General features: G+C 67.6%; 14 protein-coding genes and 1 tRNA gene. 7 read left to right on the top strand and 8 right to left on the bottom strand.

Translation table 11 applies throughout. From position 1 onward, the window contains the following. Window positions 1-34 precede the first annotated feature (34 nt). The 3 genes from QMZ26_RS04370 to QMZ26_RS04360 form a co-directional block, all read right to left on the bottom strand. Window positions 35-1,015 (bottom strand): beta-ketoacyl-ACP synthase III, encoded by a 981-nt coding sequence (locus QMZ26_RS04370; protein WP_283220678.1) that lies wholly within the window; start codon window positions 1,013-1,015, stop codon window positions 35-37. Window positions 1,016-1,105: 90 nt separating this feature from the next. Next, window positions 1,106-1,300, bottom strand: coding sequence for a 50S ribosomal protein L32 (rpmF, locus tag QMZ26_RS04365; RefSeq protein WP_004154640.1), 195 nt, complete (start codon window positions 1,298-1,300; stop codon window positions 1,106-1,108). 116 nt (window positions 1,301-1,416) lie between these two features. Then, the gene (locus QMZ26_RS04360) at window positions 1,417-1,926 is read right to left on the bottom strand and encodes a YceD family protein (protein ID WP_079220840.1); all 510 of its coding nucleotides are present in this window, start codon (window positions 1,924-1,926) and stop codon (window positions 1,417-1,419) included. A gap of 114 nt (window positions 1,927-2,040) precedes the next feature. Here QMZ26_RS04360 and QMZ26_RS04355 point away from each other — a divergent pair, with 114 nt between their 5' ends. Then, complete coding sequence (locus QMZ26_RS04355; protein WP_283220677.1) at window positions 2,041-2,613, top strand: Maf family nucleotide pyrophosphatase; 573 nt, start codon at window positions 2,041-2,043, stop codon at window positions 2,611-2,613. 90 nt (window positions 2,614-2,703) lie between these two features. Here the strand turns inward: QMZ26_RS04355 and QMZ26_RS04350 are convergent, their stop codons facing one another. Next, window positions 2,704-4,542 carry a glycosyltransferase family 39 protein gene (locus QMZ26_RS04350; protein ID WP_283220676.1) on the bottom strand — a complete coding sequence of 613 codons (1,839 nt, stop codon included), beginning with the start codon at window positions 4,540-4,542 and terminating at the stop codon, window positions 2,704-2,706. Window positions 4,543-4,586: 44 nt separating this feature from the next. Here QMZ26_RS04350 and QMZ26_RS04345 point away from each other — a divergent pair, with 44 nt between their 5' ends. The 4 genes from QMZ26_RS04345 to QMZ26_RS04330 are packed head-to-tail and all read left to right on the top strand — an operon-like array spanning window position 4,587 to window position 8,953. Then, window positions 4,587-5,540: a MoxR family ATPase gene (locus tag QMZ26_RS04345; RefSeq protein WP_283220675.1), complete on the top strand. Its 954-nt coding sequence runs from the start codon at window positions 4,587-4,589 to the stop codon at window positions 5,538-5,540. Window positions 5,541-5,542: 2 nt separating this feature from the next. After that, entirely contained in the window at window positions 5,543-6,487 is a 945-nt protein-coding gene (locus tag QMZ26_RS04340) for a DUF58 domain-containing protein (RefSeq protein WP_108760007.1), read from the top strand. Further along, entirely contained in the window at window positions 6,480-8,429 is a 1,950-nt protein-coding gene (locus QMZ26_RS04335; protein WP_283220674.1) for a DUF3488 and transglutaminase-like domain-containing protein, read from the top strand. Before QMZ26_RS04340 ends, QMZ26_RS04335 begins: the two co-directional genes overlap by 8 nt. Beyond that, window positions 8,426-8,953: a Slp family lipoprotein gene (locus tag QMZ26_RS04330; protein WP_079220835.1), complete on the top strand. Its 528-nt coding sequence runs from the start codon at window positions 8,426-8,428 to the stop codon at window positions 8,951-8,953. Before QMZ26_RS04335 ends, QMZ26_RS04330 begins: the two co-directional genes overlap by 4 nt. Before the next feature lie 149 nt (window positions 8,954-9,102). Here QMZ26_RS04330 and QMZ26_RS04325 read toward each other — a convergent pair whose 3' ends face one another. The 4 genes from QMZ26_RS04325 to dnaX all read right to left on the bottom strand — a co-directional run bounded on the left by QMZ26_RS04325 (window position 9,103) and on the right by dnaX (window position 12,635). Continuing rightward, on the bottom strand, window positions 9,103-9,462 hold the full coding sequence (locus QMZ26_RS04325; RefSeq protein ID WP_108747771.1) for a histidine triad nucleotide-binding protein: 360 nt from the start codon (window positions 9,460-9,462) through the stop codon (window positions 9,103-9,105). A 60-nt stretch (window positions 9,463-9,522) separates the two neighbouring features. Next, window positions 9,523-10,122 carry a recombination mediator RecR gene (gene recR, locus QMZ26_RS04320; protein WP_079220834.1) on the bottom strand — a complete coding sequence of 200 codons (600 nt, stop codon included), beginning with the start codon at window positions 10,120-10,122 and terminating at the stop codon, window positions 9,523-9,525. A gap of 143 nt (window positions 10,123-10,265) precedes the next feature. Continuing rightward, window positions 10,266-10,586, bottom strand: coding sequence for a YbaB/EbfC family nucleoid-associated protein (locus QMZ26_RS04315; RefSeq protein ID WP_004154630.1), 321 nt, complete (start codon window positions 10,584-10,586; stop codon window positions 10,266-10,268). 6 nt (window positions 10,587-10,592) lie between these two features. Then, on the bottom strand, window positions 10,593-12,635 hold the full coding sequence (gene dnaX / locus QMZ26_RS04310) for a DNA polymerase III subunit gamma/tau (RefSeq protein ID WP_283220741.1): 2,043 nt from the start codon (window positions 12,633-12,635) through the stop codon (window positions 10,593-10,595). A 163-nt stretch (window positions 12,636-12,798) separates the two neighbouring features. Between dnaX and QMZ26_RS04305 the strand changes: the two genes are divergently transcribed. Next, window positions 12,799-12,891: transfer RNA gene (locus QMZ26_RS04305), tRNA-Ser, on the top strand. An 84-nt stretch (window positions 12,892-12,975) separates the two neighbouring features. After that, a complete protein-coding gene (locus QMZ26_RS04300; protein ID WP_197633394.1) occupies window positions 12,976-14,451 on the top strand; it encodes a DUF6538 domain-containing protein in 1,476 nt (491 codons plus the stop codon). Window positions 14,452-14,550 lie beyond the last annotated feature (99 nt).

The raw sequence follows: 14,550 nt of genomic DNA, 5'->3' as shown, positions 1-14,550 counted from the left end.
TAACGACAGACTTCACGTTGTCGTAACTACGCTATCAATAGCGCAGCAGGGCCGAACCCCACGTGAAGCCGCCACCGAAGGCTTCCAGCAGCAGCAGCTGGCCGCGCTCGACCTTGCCCGAACGCACCGCGGCGTCCAGCGCCAGCGGCACCGAGCCGGAGGAGGTGTTGCCATGGCGGTCGACGGTGACCACGACCTGGTCCATCGACATGTCCAGCCGCTTGGCGGTGGCTTCGATGATGCGCAGGTTGGCCTGGTGCGGGATCAGCCAATCCAGGTCGGACTTGCCCAGGCCATTGGCCTCCAGGGTTTCGTCCACGACCGAGTCCAGCGCCTTGACGGCGTACTTGAACACGTCGTTGCCCTTCATGTTGATGGTGCCGCCGCCGTTGCCGCTGCCATCCTTGAAACCGACCGACACGCCGACCGGGTTCCACAGCAGCTCTTTCTTGCTGCCATCGGAATGCAGGTGGGTGCTGAGGATGCCGGTTTCTTCGTCGGCCTTGAGCACGACCGCGCCGGCACCGTCGCCGAACAGCACGCAGGTGGTGCGGTCTTCCCAGTCGACGATGCGGGTCAGCGTTTCGGCGCCGATCACCAGCACATGGCGGGCGTCACCGGAACGGATGAACTTGTCGGCCACGCTGAGCGCGAACACGAAGCCCGAGCAGGCCGCGTTGACGTCGAAGGCGGGGCAGCCCGACGCACCGAGCTTGGCCTGGATCAGGCACGCGGTGGACGGGAAAATAAGGTCAGGGGTGGTCGTACCGACCACGATCATGTCGAGCTGGGAAGCGTCGATACCGGCCGCTTCAAGCGCACGCACCGCGGCGCGGTAGCCGAGGTCGCTGGTGGTTTCGCCTTCGGCCGCGATGTGCCGTTCACGAATACCGGTGCGCGACTGGATCCACTCATCCGAGGTTTCGACCATTTTTTCCAGGTCGGCGTTGGTCAGGACTTTTTCCGGCAAATAGCTACCGGTGCCCGCGATCCTCGAGTAGATCCGCTTGCTCATCATGTTTCCTGTTGCGCAGGCTGCCGATCACCGGCATGCCCGGGGAAGAAGGCAAAGGCCGCTGCCCTGGGGCAGCGGCCTTCCGGCACATCAATCTTCTTCGACGGCCGAGGTCTTGGTCTGGATGACCTTCTTGCCGCGGTAGAAACCGTCAGCAGTGATGTGGTGACGCAGGTGCACTTCGCCGGTGGTCGGGTCGGTCGACAGCTGCTTGGCGCTCAGGGCGTCATGCGCACGGCGCATACCGCGGCGGGACGGGGTGACACGGGATTTCTGGACAGCCATGGGATTGCTCCAAACTCGGTTCGATTTGCTTCGTCGTATCGTCGCGCAGGACGCCAGCGCCCAGCACACTTTCGCTTTCGCCGCAGCCGCCGACGACAATCCGGCTGCTAATGCTTTTACTCTTTCTTCAGTGCCGCCAACGCCGCAAACGGGTTGGCCTGCTTTGTTTCTTCTTCGGTCGGTGCCCAGTCCTTGTTGACTGCCTCACCGTCCGGCGACAGCGGTACCACCGGTACTGCCAGCACCAATTCATCTTCGACCAGGTCCAGCGGACGCAGCTGCCCATCTTCCGGCACCAGCAACGCCTCGTACTCCTCGGGCAGGGACGATTCCTCGTCCTCGTCGCGGATCAGGCCAAGCCTCTGGGTCATCTTCACCGGCAACAGGAATCGCTGCATGCTGCGCTGACAGGTCAGCGGCAACGCGGTATCGATGGTCAGTTCCACATAGGATACCCGCAAGATGTCGTCGCGACCGAATTCAAGCGAGTAATTGCACTCACCGTCGGTATCGGCGACCAACCCTTGCAGGCGAGTCAAATCAGCCAAAGAGACCTGGCCGTCGAAGCGCCTTCGCGCTACGACCATCCGCCAAGCATCCAGCGTTTCGGGCACGTTCGCGGACATAAGCCGCTGAATACTAAGGAGCGGGACCGCCGCTGTCAAATGCCCGCCATACAGGGGCTTGCTGGCAGCGCCGATGCCGGGCCAGACTGCCGCGCCCTGCCCCGGAATTGTCGCATGTCTGCCCTGCTCCTGGCCTCCACCTCCCGCTACCGCCGCGAGCTGCTGCAGCGCCTCGGCCTGCCCTTCGACTGCGCACGCCCGGAGGTGGACGAGACCCCGCAGGCCGGCGAGGCCCCGCTTGCCCTGGCCGGACGGTTGGCGGCCGCGAAGGCTGCCGAGGTCGCCGCACGGCACCCCGGCGCGTGGGTGATCGGCTCGGACCAGGTGGCGGACCTGAATGGACAGCCGCTGGGCAAGCCCGGCACGGTCGAGGCCGCCTGCGCGCAGCTGGCGGCGATGGCCGGGCAGACGGTGCGCTTCCATACGGCCATCAGTCTCACGCGCGATGGAGAATCGTTTGCGGCGATGGACCTGACCGAAGTGCGCTTCCGCCCGCTGCAGGCCGAGGAAATTGCCCGCTACGTGGCCGCCGAACAACCGCTGGACTGCGCCGGCAGCTTCAAGTGCGAAGGCCTCGGCATCAGCCTGTTCGAGGCGATCGACAACCGCGATCCCACCGCCCTGATCGGCCTGCCGCTGATTGCCCTGTGTGCGCTGCTGCGCAGGGCCGGGTTCGCAGTGCCGTAGAGGCGAGCCCATGCTCGGCTACCTCTTCGTAGAGTCGAGCTTGCTCGACTGGATGTTCAAGGCAGTCGAGCAAGCTCGACTCTACAAGAGCTACCGCCCCACCTCGAACGGCTGTTCCTGCCAGTCCTCCACGCTGCCATCGCGGCCGTGCAGGCGCAGTCCCAGCCAATGCCGGCCGGGTGACAGCCCCAGCGTCTCCACGCTGGCATCGAAGCCGGCATTCGGGTGCTGCGGGTCGTTGGACATCGGCCACATCGGCCGGATGTCGAGCTCGCGGCCGTACTGGGCATCGCCCACCGGCTGCCCGTCCACCAGCACTTCCACGCGCGCCAGGCCGACGCCGTCCTTGAACGCCCACCCCTTCACCGCCAACGTGCCCGACACCGCTTCGCCATTGCCCGGCGAATCGAGATAGGCCACCGCCGGCGTCACGCACTCGCCCTCGGCACGCTGCGCAGGCAGGCGGAACAGCAGGAAGCGCTGGAAACCGTGATCGTTGCTGACCACCCGCGGCGGCGGCAGCGGCCCGACCTGCGCGCACACCGCGTGGTAGCGCGGCACCAGATCGCGGAAGCGCTGGTCGCTGGGCGACAGCACCAGCAGCATCGGCCCGCTGCGCTCGCCTTCGTGCACCTGGCCCCACTGCGCCAGCTGCGCGGTGCGCCCGTGCTTGTCGTTCAGCGGGTGCGGCAGCACCAGGATGTCAGCGTCGCCCAGCTGGAAGCCGAGCTCGGCACCCACCTTGAAGTTGCCGGCCAGCACGCGCGTACCTTCCGGCATCTGTGCCAGTTCGTCGCGCACGGCGGCGGCCAGCGGCTCCCAGCCGGCGAAGTTGCGCGGGTAGTACTTGTCACCGGCCAGCTGCTCGCGCAGCGAGGGCGTGGATGCCATCAGGTAATAGCCGAAGGACAGCGCCATGCCGATGCCGGCCAGCCACCAGCCGGTACGGCGCAGCCAGCGCGGCCAACCGTTGAGCACCACCGGCACCGCCACCAGCAGCGCCAGGTAGCCGGGCAGCGGCCAGTGGAAGCTGATGCGCTCGACATCGGTGAAGAAGCCCAGCAGGAAGATGCCCAGGGTGGACACGCCACCGACCAGGCCGAAGTAGCGCCACTGCACGCGCGCGCCACCACCACTGCGCGTACCGGCCAGCGCCACCTTCCACATCGCGATGCACAGAATGGGCGTGACCAGCATCGGCTGGATGACCAGGAACCACAGACCCCGCCACTCGAACGCCCAGGGATGGCGCTCGACCACCTGGAATTTCAGGCCGGCATCATGGTTGTCGGCATTCCAGGCCAGCAGCGGCAACCAGGCCAGCACGCCCACCGCCAGCGCCACCCACACGCGCGGGTCGGTCAGCATCTGCCGGCCCTGCGGCAGTGCCAGCAGCGCGATGAAGCCGACGCCGATCACGCCGATGAAGCGGTAATGGCTGAGCGCGCCGATCAGCAGGCCAAGGCCCAGCATGATGGCCGAGGACGCATCGACGTTGCGCAGCAGGCGCGCGCCGGCATCCAGGCACAGCACCGCGGCCAGTGCCATCGGCACATCGGGCACGGCCAGCAGGCCCAGCGTGGCCGACAACGGCATCAGCAGGGTCAGGCTGCCCGCCTGCCAGCCAGCCACGTTGCCGAACCAGCGCGTGGCGATGCGCATGACCAGCAGTGGCAACAGGGCGCCGATGGCCAGGAACGGAAGACGCAGCGCCAGCACGTGATGGCCGCCGATCTCCACGCCCAGGCGCGCCAGCCACGCGGTCAGCCCGGGCAGGTCGGAGTACGCCGCCGCCAGGTGCTGGCCTTCCTGCCAGTAGAACGCTTCGTCCACGAACAAAGGCAGACGTGCGGCCACAAGCAGCTTGGCCGCTGTGACCAGCGTCCACAACCAGAGAAAAATCGTGCGTGCGCGTTGTTCGCCCTGCATTGCTCTATGGATAGAATCGAATGGTTCCCGAACGTGAGACGACCATGCCAGCTCCGTCCCCCATGCCCAGCATGCTAACCGATCAACTGTGCCAGGCCCTGCGGGAGGCACAGGATCAGGTCAATGCACTGGTGCTCGGCAAGGTGCCGGAAGTCAGGCTGGCTTTCGTCGCCCTGCTTTCCGGTGGCCATCTGCTCATCGAAGATCTGCCCGGCCTGGGCAAGACAACGCTGGCCCATGCACTGGCCAGCAGCCTGGGCTTGAGCTTCCAGCGCGTGCAGTTCACTTCAGACCTGCTGCCGGCCGATGTGCTGGGCGTATCGGTCTACGACGCCGGTACGCGCCAGTTCCAGTTCCACCCCGGCCCGGTGTTCTCGCACGTGCTGCTGGCCGACGAGATCAACCGCGCGCCGCCGCGCACGCAGAGCGCACTGCTGGAGGCGATGGCCGAACAGCAGGTGACCCTGGACGGGCAGACCCATCCGCTGCCCGATCCGTTCTTCGTGATCGCCACGCAGAATCCGGTCGATCTCTCCGGCACGTTCCCGCTGCCCGATTCGCAGCTGGACCGCTTCCTGCTGCGGCTGGCCATGGGCTACCCCAGCCCGCAGGCCGAGCGCGAGCTGCTGCGCGGCACCGACCGCCGCGACCTGATCGCGCGTGCCGTGCCGCAGCTGGATGACAACCAGGTGCGCGAACTGCGCGCTGCAGTCAGCCAGATCCACGTCAGCGACGCCCTGGTGGATTACGTGCAGGCCCTGCTGACCCGCAGCCGCCAGCATGCCGGCGTGCGCGTGGGCCTGTCGCCACGTGCCGGCCTGGCCCTGCTGCGCGCCGCCAAGGCGCACGCGCTGCTGCTCGGCCGCGGCCACGTGGTGCCCGAAGACGTGCAGACCCTGTTCGTCGCCGTGGCCGGCCACCGCCTGGTCGGCGAGTCCGAGTCGAACACGGGGCCGGCGCTGGCGCGCGCGATCCTGCAGACCGTCGCGGTGGATTGAGGATGCCTGCACGCGGCTCACGCCTGCTGCGCCTGGCGCGCCCGCGCACGCCCGAAGCATTGCCGCAGCGGCTCCACCGCCGACGCATCTATGTGCTGCCCACGCGCTTCGGGCTGTTCGTGGCCGTGTTGCTGTCGGCCATGCTGCTTGGCGCACTGAACTACAACAACAACCCGGCCCTGCTGCTGGCGTTGCTGTTGGCGGCAGCCGCCATCGCCAGCACCATCGCCGCCCACCTGCAGCTGTCGGGCGTGCAGGTCGATGCGATCTCGGCCGAACCGGTGCCTGCCGGCCAGCCGCTGCGCCTGCGCGTGGACCTGTCGCTGCGCGATCCGCGGCCACGGCACGGCCTGGAACTGCAGGTCGGCGACAGCCAGGCCTGGACCGACCTTCCCGCACACGGCCGGGGCGAAGTGGAACTGGACGTGCCCACCGAACGCCGTGGCTGGCTCGACCTGCCACGCATCCGCCTGTCCAGCACGCAGCCGCTGGGCCTGGTGCGCGCATGGTCCTGGGTGTGGCCGGAACAACCGCTGCTGGTGCACCCGGTGGCCGAAGCGGTGGCGCAGCCCCTGCCCGAACAGGGCAGCGACCCGCTGCACACCCGCGCCCATGCCAGCGGCGAAGAACTGCACCAGCTGCGCCCTTACCGCGCCGGCGACCCGCCGCGCAGCATCGCCTGGAAACACTCGGCACGGCGCGACACCCTGCTGGTGCGCGAATACGAGAAGCCGGTCGGCATCGAAGTGGTGCTGGACTGGCGTGCACTGGCCACGCTGCCGACGGAAGTGCGCATTTCGCGCCTGGCGCGCTGGGTCGACAGCGCCGAACGCGAAGGGCGCCGCTACACGCTGCTGCTGCCCGGCCAGCCCGCGCTCGGCCCCGGCCAGGGCGCGAGCCACCATCAAGCGTGCCTGCGCGCACTGGCACTGATGCCCCATGACTGAGCCCGCCCTCCTGCTGGATCGCAATGCACGTGGCTGGACCCTGGCCAGCGCTGCGCTGGCACTGCTGCCCCTGCTGCTGCAGCTGCCCGGGCCGCTGGCGGCACTGATCGCGGTGGCGGGCGTGGCCACCGCTGCGCTGTCGCTGCGAGGCGTACTGCCCATACCGGTGCGCCTGCTGCTGGTGCTGGCCATGCTGGGTGCCATCGTCTGGCAGATGGGCGCGGTGCGCCCGGGGCGTGACACCGGCTGCGCATTGCTGGCAGCGATGCTGGCGATCAAATCCAGCGAGCTGCGCAGCGTACGCGATGCACGCAGCCTGCTCGGCTTCGCCCTGTTCGCGCCGTTTGCCGCCTTCCTGCTCGACCAGGGGCCGCTGACCACCCTGCTGGCCGTACTGGCCGGCGTCACCGCCCTGCTCGCCCTGCAGCGGCTGGCCCACAACGAAGGCCGCAGCGCGCCGCTGCCGCTCACTGGCCAGGTGCGCGGCGTCGGCCGCCTGCTGCTGATCGGCCTGCCGCTGGCGCTGGCCTGCTTCTGGCTGTTCCCGCGGCTGACCTCGCCGCTGTGGGGCGTGCCCGAGCGCGCGGTCGGCACGCCGGGCCTGTCCGAATCGATGGAGCCGGACCAGTGGCTGGACCTGATGGCCGACGACACCCCGGCACTGCGCGTGCAGTTCTTCGGTGCCGCGCCCCAACCCGAGCAGCGCTACTGGCGCGGACCGGTGCTGAGCCGGTTCGATGGCCACGTCTGGACGCGCGACCGCAACGCCGATTACCGGCCCATGCCGCAGGTGGCGCATGAAGGCCAGGGCTGGGACTACCAGATCGACTACGAGCCGACGGACCGCCGCCTGCTGGTTGCGCTGGACCTGCCCACTGCAGCGCCGGAAGGCGCGATGCTCAATGCCGAGATGAGCCTGGCCAGCCAGCGCACGCTGTCGGCGCTGAGCCGCTGGCGCCTGCACTCGGCACCCGCAGCACGCTTCGATGCCGACCTGCCGGACAACCAGCGGCGGGCGGCGCTGCAGCTGCCGGCCAACTTCAACCCGCGCACCGCGGCGCTGGTTCGGCAGTGGCGGCAGGAAGCCGGCACCGACGATGCCGCCGTGGTCCGCCGCGCGCTGGACTGGATCAAGGCTGATTTCTCCTACACGCTGGTGACGCCGCCGCCCGGGCACGATCCGGTGGATGAGTTCCTGTTCGGCTACAAGGCCGGCTTCTGCCAGCACTTCAGTTCGGCCTTCGTGGTGCTGATGCGCAATGCCGGCGTTCCCGCGCGCGTGGTGACCGGCTTCGCCGGCGGCACCCGCAACCGGGTGGGCGATTACTGGGTGGTGCGGCGCATGGATGCCCATGCCTGGGCCGAGGTCTGGCTGCCCCAGCGTGGCTGGGTGCGGGTGGACCCGACCGCAGCGGTGGCACCCGAGCGCATCCTCGATACGCTGGAAGACCGCCTTCCCGAAGGGGGCGACCTCAATCTGCAGCAGCGCTGGCTGCAGGCTGGCCAGCTCGGCGACTGGCTGCGCCGGGGCTGGAACGACCTGGTGCTGTCCTTCGACGCGCGCCGCCAACAGCAGCTGCTGCAGCCGCTGGGCCTGGATGACCTGGGCCCGGGCCAGCTGCTGGCCGGGTTCGTGGCGGCCGCCGTGCTGGCGCTGGGCTGGATGGCCTGGCTGCTGGCCCGTGGCGAACGCGAGCGCGACCCCTTGCTGCGCGCCTGGCACCGGCTGGGCCGTCGCTACGCACGGCTGGGGCTGGCCCGCGAGGCGCACGAACCGGCCCTGGCCTGGGCCCAGCGGGTGCACGCCCAGCGCCCCGATCCGGCCCTCATCGCACTCAGCCAGCGTTTCGCCGAAGCGCGCTACGCTGGTACTCGAACCGAGCTCGTCCCATTATTGCGGGACCTGCGCAGGCATCGCCCGACTTCCGGAGCTACTTCATGAACACCAAGTTCCTTCTCACCGCCGTGGCCGCCCTGGCCCTGTCGGCCTGCGCCACGGCCCCCAAGCCGCTGCAGGGTCAGTTCAGCGTGGTTTCCCCGCGCGACTCGGTTGCCACCCAGCAGGTCGGCACCCCCGTTCGCTGGGGTGGCCGCATCATTGAAACCCAGCCTGGCCAGGGCGAGACCTGCTTCCAGATCATCTCGCGCCCGCTCAATGGCAGTGGCCGCCCGAACACCACCTCGTCCGACGCCAGCGACGGCCGCTTCATCGCCTGCCGCGCCGGCTTCTACGACCCGGCCGTCTTCGAGGAAGGCCGTGACGTGACCTTCATCGGCAAGATCGATGGTTACGCCAACACCCGCATCGGCGAGTACGACTACCGCCTGCCCAAGCTCTCCGCCGACGTCATCTACCTGTGGCCGGAACAGCGCCAGGTCGATGTGGTGCCCTACCCGTACAGCCCGTGGGGCCCGGGTCCGTGGGGCCCGTACTGGGGCGGCTACCGTGGCTGGGGCTGGTGGTAAGCCCGCGACGGTTGACGTGATGCAGAAGGCCGCCCTCGGGCGGCCTTTTTTGTTGGCGCCATCCACGCATGGTGTGGATCTACTGAAAACCCGCCATCTACGGTGGGTGCCGACCGTTGGTCGGCACGGAAACCATGGATGCGACTACCTCAACGCCCCGGCGTACCGAAATGGCCCAGCGGCGCACCGGCCAGCAGGTGCATGTGGATATGGAACACGGTCTGCCCGGCATCCTCGCGGCAGTTCATCACGATGCGGTAGCCCTCTTCTGCAAAGCCTTCACTGCGCGCATACGCGGCGGCGGCCAGGGCCAGCTTGCCGATCAGGTGCGCCTGCGAGGGCTGCAGGTCGTCCAGGGTCGGGATGATCTCGTTCTTCGGAATGAACAGCACGTGCACCGGCGCCTGCGGCGCGATGTCCTTGAAGCCCAGCACCTCGTCATCCTCGTAGACGATGGTGGCCGGGATCTCGCGACGGATGATCTTGCTGAAGAGGGTTTCGGTGCTCATGGTCGGCCTCGGCGGGATGTCTTCCGCATTGTAGGCCGGCCACGCCACGCGCGGCCGCGGTCAATCGCGGAATTCGCTGCGCGTCCCGAACGCATGCGACAGCGTGCCGCGATCAACGTACTCCAGTTCGCCACCCAGCGGCAGGCCCTGCGCCAGGCGGCTCGGCTGCACCTGGCGCGCACGCGCCAGCTGGGCGAGGTAATGCGCGGTGGCTTCGCCTTCAACGGTGGCGCTGGTGGCGATGATCAGCTCCTGCACTTCGCCCTGCGCCAGCCGCTGTTCCAGCTGCTCCAGGCCCAGCTCGCGCGGGCCGACGCCATCGAGTGGCGACAGCCGGCCCTGCAGCACGAAGTAGACGCCACGGAAGCCGGTGGCGTTCTCGATGGCCAGGCGATCGGCCGGTGATTCGACCACGCACAACTGGCTGCGTTCGCGACTGTTGTTGGCGCAGGTCGGGCACAGCTCGGTTTCGCTGAAATCGCGGCACTGCGCGCAATGGCCGATGCGTTCGACCGCCAGCGCCAGCGCATCGGCGAGGCGCTGCCCGCCTTCGCGTTCGCGCTCGAGCAGGTGGTAGGCCATGCGCTGCGCGGTCTTCTGGCCGACGCCAGGCAGCACCCGCAATGCATCGATCAGTTGTTCAAGCAGGGGTGCGGACACGGCGACAGGCTTTGTAGAGTCGAGCCATGCTCGACTGATGTGCTTGGTAGAGTCGAGCTTGCTCGACTGATGGTTGGAACAGTCGAGCAAGCTCGACTCTACGCGGTCGATGGCACCCGGTTGCACGGGTGCCACGCTGAACATCAGAACGGCAGCTTCATGCCCGGCGGCAGCTGCATGCCAGCGGTGGCCGAACCCATCTTCGACTTCGATTCGGCGTCGATCTTGTTGGACGCATCGTTGAAGGCGGCGGCGATCAGGTCTTCCAGCATTTCCGGATCGCTGGCCAGCGACGGGTCGATGCGCACCTTGCGGCATTCCTTGGCGCCGGTCAGGGTCACGCTGACCATGCCGCCACCGGCGCTGCCGGTCACTTCGATCTTGGCGATTTCTTCCTGGGCCTTCTGCAGGTTTTCCTGCATCTTCTGGGCCTGCTGCATCAGTTGGGCGATGTTGCCGCGCATAGTGTCTTACTCGTCAAAAGAACGGATGGAATCGGAAACAACCCGGGCGCCATGCTGCTGGATCAGCAGCTGCACTTCCGGATCGTCCATGAAAATGGCCTCGGCGGCCTGTTGCCGCTCGCCACGCTGGCGGTCGGCACGCTGGTGCAGGGTCTCGGCCGGTACGTGTTCGGTTTCCACGGTCTCGACCACGATCCTCGGCGCCTGGCCCAAGGCCTTTTCCAGCATTTCGCCCAGGGCGGACAGCGCGCGTTCGGAACGCAGGTATTCAAATCCGGGCGAAAGGCCCAGTTTCAAGGTACCGCCCTGGCAGCTGATGAAGGCGGCATTGGCCGCCAGCTGCCGCGAGGGGCCACTCAGGCCACTGTTGGCCACCAGATCCAGCCAGTCCTCGGCGCTGGCCAGATCGGACACGCCCTCCTGCGCCAGCGGCGCGGGTGCCGCTTTCGGTGCGGCCGGGGCAATCGCGATGCCTTCGGCCTGGAACGTGCGTTCAGGCTCGGTCGTCACAGCAACCGGTGCCGGGGCCGGCGGCTCCTGCCACGGCGCGACCATGGCCGCTTCCGGGGTGGCCATCACGACCGGCACGTCGATCTCCTCGGCCAGCGCCTGATCGCGCGCCTCGGCCTCATCCGTGGCCCACGGCGGCAGATCGTCGGCGGCCGCCTGCGGCGCCGCTTCGGCCTTCACCGGCGGCGGCGACTCGGGTTCCTGCACCGGGACCGGTTCAGGCTCGGGCGTCGGGTCCGGCTCAGGTTGCGGAGCCGGCTCAGGTTCGGGGTCAGGCTCGCGCGGCGCGGCCTGCACCGGCGCGGTCACCTCGGCCACGGCCACAGGGCCCGCCGCGGCGGCCGCAGCCACAGGCGCGGCATCCTGGCTGCCGGCACCGGCATGGCCACCGCCGGCATTGCCGCCGCTGGCGCCGCCACCAACAGCCCCTTCGACCGTCTTCGGTACCGGCGGCACCGCAGCAGCCGGGCGGAACGCCAGCATGCGCAGCACCGCCATCTCGAAGCCGGCACGCGGGCTGGGGGCCAGCGGCAGGTCACGACGACCGTTCAGGGCCATCTGGTACCAGAGCTGCACCACTTCCGGGCGCAGGCGCTCGGCGAAGGCGGCGGCATCCAGTCCCTCGGCAGGGGCGGCGGCGCCGGGCACCAGCTGCTGCACCTGGATGCGGTGCAGGCCTTCGGCCAGCGCTTCCAGCACGCCACTCCAGTCCGGCGAGAATTCGGCCAGGGCGGCCACCACCTGCAGCAGGCACGGGCCATCGCCCTCGGCCAGTGCATCGAGCATGGCGGCCACCTGGGTACGGTCGACCGTGCCCAGCATGGTGCGCACCACGTCCTCGCGCAGCGCGCCGCCGGCGTAGGCGATCGCCTGGTCCAGCAGCGACAGGCCGTCGCGCAGGCTGCCATCGGCGGCCTTGGCCAGCTGCACGATGGCGCTGCCGTCGGCCTCGATCTCCTCGGCGGCGAGGATGCGGGTCATCTGCCCCTGGATCTGGTCCTCGTCCAGGCGCTTGAGGTTGAACTGCAGGCAGCGGCTGAGCACGGTGACCGGCAGCTTCTGCGGGTCGGTGGTGGCCAGCAGGAACTTCACGTGCTCCGGCGGTTCTTCCAGCGTCTTCAGCAGCGCGTTGAACGCCGCCTTGGAAAGCATGTGCACTTCGTCGATCAGGTAGACCTTGTACTTGCCGCGGGAAGGCATGTACTGGGCGTTCTCGATCACCTCGCGCACGTCATCCACGCCGGTGTTGGACGCGGCATCGATTTCCAGCAGGTCGATGTAGCGGCCGGCGTCGATGTCCAGGCAGGCCGCACACTGGCCGCACGGGTCGGCGCTGGTGCCCTGTTCGCAGTTAAGCGATTTGGCGAAGATGCGCGCGATGGTGGTCTTGCCCACGCCGCGGGTACCGGTGAACAGGAACGCGTGGTGGACCCGGCCGCTGTCCAGCGCATTGCTGAGCGCACGGACCACGTGTTCCTGGCCCACCAGCTCGGCAAAACGCTTCGGACGCCACTTGCGGGCAAGCACGAGATAGGACATCAGGCCACCGTCTTCCATCGGATGTTCCATTGTGCCATGCCTGTCCAGCCCCCTCGCCTCCGGCACGCCCACTGCACATCGATGACTGGGGGTGCTTGTGTATGGCCGCGCCGCCCGCTAGAATCTGCGCCCCTGCTGAGGCGTTTGCCGATGGCAGGGATCCGGAGAGGTGTCCGAGTGGTTGAAGGAGCACGCCTGGAAAGTGTGTAAGCGTCTAAACCGCGCTTCGGGGGTTCGAATCCCCCTCTCTCCGCCAGATTACGCAAACCCCTGTTTACGCAGGGGTTTTTGCTTTTCTGAGGCGACCTTCGGCGGGACACAAATCGGGACACATCTCTCGATGCGCATCCCACACCACCTCGTTCGCGCGCCCTCAGGGCTCTGGTCTTTCCGGCAACGGGTCCCCACCGATCTCCAGGCCATCGTTGGCCGACGCATCTTCAAGCGCACCCTGCGCACGTCCGAGCTGGCCGTGGCCCAGTTGCGCGCCCTGCAACTGGCGGCGCGCTATGCTCAAGCCTTCGACGTGTTGAGGGAGCAACGCATGGGAATCAAGGAAGAGGACATCGACGCGCTGCTCAGGCGCCTGACCGATGGCGACCCGCTACAGCAGTTGATCTTGAACCGGACCAAGACAGCAGACGGGACGGTGACCGAGCACTGGCAAATCGACACGCCAGACGATGTCAGGCTCTATCAGCAGATGATGGAGCTCTCTGCCTCTCAGCCCAGTGAGCTGAGCGAGTTGATCCGTGAGGGCGTGCCGCCCATGCCCGTGGCCCGTCGCGTGACCAAGCCTGCCGTGGAGACCATCACCCTGGGCAAGGCCCGCGACGCTTGGCTGGCCAGCATCCAGCCCGGCTGCCTCCCCAAAACGTTCACCATTAAAAAGACCGCCATCGAGGCACTGGTGTCCTTCCTGGGGGAAAAGGCCAAACTCCACTCGGTCACCCGGTCCGACTTGGCTCGGTGGTATCAGTTCATGCGGGACGGGGGCGCAGCCACCCCCACCCTTACGAACAAGCAAAGTTATGTCGGCGGCCGCGGAGGGTTTTTCGAATGGGCGATTGCATCCGGCCACTACCCCAAAGGCGACAACCCAGCGGCCGGCCATATCACTTACTCCACTAGGGAGAAGCGGGCGCGGAAGAAGTTCGGCTTCAAAGCCTATGACAGTCATCAGGTCCAAGCGCTGTTCGCACCGGCCGCGTTCCAAGACCTGGCCCTGTCCGCCCGTTGGGCCTCGTTGCTGGGCCTCTACACGGGTGCCCGGGCATCAGAGGTCGGTCAGCTCTTGGTCGAGGATGTCTTGACGGTGGACGGACTGCCCTGCATCCGTATTTCTGACGAGGGGGAGCACCAGAAGGTCAAAACCGAGGTGAGCCTGCGCACCATCCCCGTGCATCCCGACCTCATTGAGCTGGGCTTCTTGGACTGGGTGGGCACCCTTCGAGCGCAGAAGGCACCACGGCTCTTCCCCGCCGCCAAGGCGAACGCCAAAAACGGTGCGGGCAACTGGATCACGAAGGCGTTTGGCCGACACCTGGAACAGGTCGGGGCAAACTGGCCGGAAGCCAAAAGGGGCTTCCATTCGTTGCGCAAGACCTTCATCCAAGAGCTTCAGGGCGCTGGCGTAGTGTCCGAACTCCGGGCCCAACTGGTGGGCCATGAGCTGGACGACGAGCACCATGCGACCTACAGCAGGACCTTCACGGTCCGGGAAAAGCTGGAAGGCCTTAAAGGCGTCTCGCCGGGGCTGGCGGTGCTTTCGTATGGGTTGACTCTGCCGGTCCTCAGGAGTCTCCTGACCGGTTAAAGCGCTAAACACCCCGCGACGGCGGGTGAAGCGGTTTGTCTTTTTAGCTTTTCAACATCAGGAGGATGTATGGGACGGCGAAGCGGCTTAGAAGGGTTT

The organism is Stenotrophomonas sp. PFBMAA-4 (genome assembly GCF_030053215.1).
Taxonomy (GTDB): domain Bacteria; phylum Pseudomonadota; class Gammaproteobacteria; order Xanthomonadales; family Xanthomonadaceae; genus Stenotrophomonas.
Note: the sequence above shows the minus strand (reverse complement) of the source record. Positions and strands in the feature narration are given on the sequence as shown.

Bases quoted from the DNA above. Each gene is read 5' to 3' on its own strand.
- QMZ26_RS04370 (WP_283220678.1), bottom strand. From the start codon at position 1,015: ATGAGCAAGCGGATCTACTCGAGGATCGCGGGCACCGGTAGCTATTTG.
- rpmF (WP_004154640.1), bottom strand. From the start codon at position 1,300: ATGGCTGTCCAGAAATCCCGTGTCACCCCGTCCCGCCGCGGTATGCGC.
- QMZ26_RS04360 (WP_079220840.1), bottom strand. From the start codon at position 1,926: ATGTCCGCGAACGTGCCCGAAACGCTGGATGCTTGGCGGATGGTCGTA.
- QMZ26_RS04355 (WP_283220677.1), top strand. From the start codon at position 2,041: ATGTCTGCCCTGCTCCTGGCCTCCACCTCCCGCTACCGCCGCGAGCTG.
- QMZ26_RS04350 (WP_283220676.1), bottom strand. From the start codon at position 4,542: ATGCAGGGCGAACAACGCGCACGCACGATTTTTCTCTGGTTGTGGACG.
- QMZ26_RS04345 (WP_283220675.1), top strand. From the start codon at position 4,587: ATGCCAGCTCCGTCCCCCATGCCCAGCATGCTAACCGATCAACTGTGC.
- QMZ26_RS04340 (WP_108760007.1), top strand. From the start codon at position 5,543: ATGCCTGCACGCGGCTCACGCCTGCTGCGCCTGGCGCGCCCGCGCACG.
- QMZ26_RS04335 (WP_283220674.1), top strand. From the start codon at position 6,480: ATGACTGAGCCCGCCCTCCTGCTGGATCGCAATGCACGTGGCTGGACC.
- QMZ26_RS04330 (WP_079220835.1), top strand. From the start codon at position 8,426: ATGAACACCAAGTTCCTTCTCACCGCCGTGGCCGCCCTGGCCCTGTCG.
- QMZ26_RS04325 (WP_108747771.1), bottom strand. From the start codon at position 9,462: ATGAGCACCGAAACCCTCTTCAGCAAGATCATCCGTCGCGAGATCCCG.
- QMZ26_RS04315 (WP_004154630.1), bottom strand. From the start codon at position 10,586: ATGCGCGGCAACATCGCCCAACTGATGCAGCAGGCCCAGAAGATGCAG.
- dnaX (WP_283220741.1), bottom strand. From the start codon at position 12,635: ATGTCCTATCTCGTGCTTGCCCGCAAGTGGCGTCCGAAGCGTTTTGCC.
- QMZ26_RS04300 (WP_197633394.1), top strand. From the start codon at position 12,976: ATGCGCATCCCACACCACCTCGTTCGCGCGCCCTCAGGGCTCTGGTCT.